The sequence below is a fragment of the Streptomyces sp. NPDC042371 genome (genome assembly GCF_056437465.1).
In genome coordinates, this window is sequence record NZ_JBWKAP010000034.1 from 1 (window position 1) to 1633 (window position 1633).

Here is a 1633-nt window from a genome sequence, read left to right on the forward strand (position 1 = left end):
ACACCGACACCATCGGCATCGACGACAACTTCTTCGACCACGGCGGCCACTCACTCCTCGCCACCCGCCTCACCAGCCGCATCCGCACCGAGCTCGACACGGAAATCAACATCCGCGCCGTGTTCGAGGCGCCGACGCCCGCCCTCCTGGCCGAGCGGCTGGAGGCTCGGGCCGAGCGCGTACGTCCTGCCCTGGAGCCGGGGAACCTCCCGGACACGGGCGATGTGCCGCTGTCGTTCGGCCAGCGCCGCCTGTGGTTCCTGGACCAGTTGCAGGGCCCGACTGCCACGTACAACCTCTCCTTCGCCCTGCGTGTGCACGGCCGCCTCAATGTGGGCGCGCTGCAGCAGGCCGCGCGGGACGTGGTGGAGCGGCACCACAGCCTGCGGACGGTGTTCGAGCAGATCGACGGTGAACCGCGGCAGCGCGTACGTGAGTTGGACAGTACGGGGATCCCGGTGCCTGTCGTCGACACCACCCAGGGTGATCTCCCCGCGGCCATCACCGAGGAGATCGGCAAGGGCTTCCGGATCGCGGATGAACTCCCTTTGCGCTTCACGCTGTTCACGCTGGGCGCCGAGGAACACGTACTGCTGGCCGTCGTGCATCACATCGCCGGTGACGGGTGGTCGCTGGCCCCGCTGGCCCGCGACCTGGCCACCGCCTACACCGCCCGCACCCGGCACGCCGCGCCCCGCTGGGAACCCCTCCCGGTCCAGTACGCCGACTACACCCTGTGGCAACGCCAACTCCTGGGCGACGAGAGCGACCCCAGCAGCCTGGCCCACCAACAGCTCGCCTACTGGACCAACGCCCTCGCCGATCTTCCCGAAGACCTCGCCCTCCCCTTCGATCGCCCCCGCCCGGCCCGCGCCACCAACCAGGGCGCGACCATCCCCCTCGCCATCGACCCTGAGCTGCACCAGCAGCTCACCGCGCTGGCCCGCGGTAATGGCGCCACGCTCTTCATGGTCCTGCAGAGCGCCCTTGCCGCACTCCTCACCCGGCTCGGCGCGGGAACCGACATTCCCATCGGTTCCCCAGTCGCGGGCCGTACCGATGACGCGCTCGACGGGCTCGTCGGCTTCTTCGTGAACACGCTGGTGCTGCGGACCGACACCTCGGGCAATCCCGGGTTCCAGGAGTTGCTGCGACGGGTGCGCGATGCCGACCTCTCCTCCTTCGCCCACCAAGAGTTGCCGTTCGAGCACCTGGTGGAAGCGGTCAACCCGTCGCGCTCGCTCTCCAAGCCGCCGCTTTTCCAGGTGATGCTGGTTCTCCAGAACAACGATCAGGCGGAAGTCTCGCTGCCCGGTCTGGAGGTCACGGCCGAGCCGGTTGACACGGGGACGGCCAAGTTCGACCTCACCATCGATCTCACGGAGCACCACACGGCCGACTCCGACCCTGCCGGTCTCGAAGGGGTCATCGAGTTCGCGACCGATCTCTTCGACCGGTCGACGGTGGAGACGATCGGCACGTATCTGGTGCGGCTGCTGCGGCAGTGCGCGGAGAACGCCGATGTGCCGCTGAGTGATCTCGCGGTGTTGTCGGGTGAGCAGGAGCGTGCGGTGCTGGAGCTCGGCCGCGGTCCCGTCCACGACGGGCTGACCGGGCACACCCTGACCGGCCT

At 68.9% G+C, this 1633-nt stretch carries 1 protein-coding gene; it reads left to right on the forward strand.

Translation table 11 applies throughout. From position 1 onward, the window contains the following. On the forward strand, positions 1-1633 hold a 1633-nt coding region (locus AC068B_RS41160; protein WP_478676572.1), incomplete at both ends, for a condensation domain-containing protein.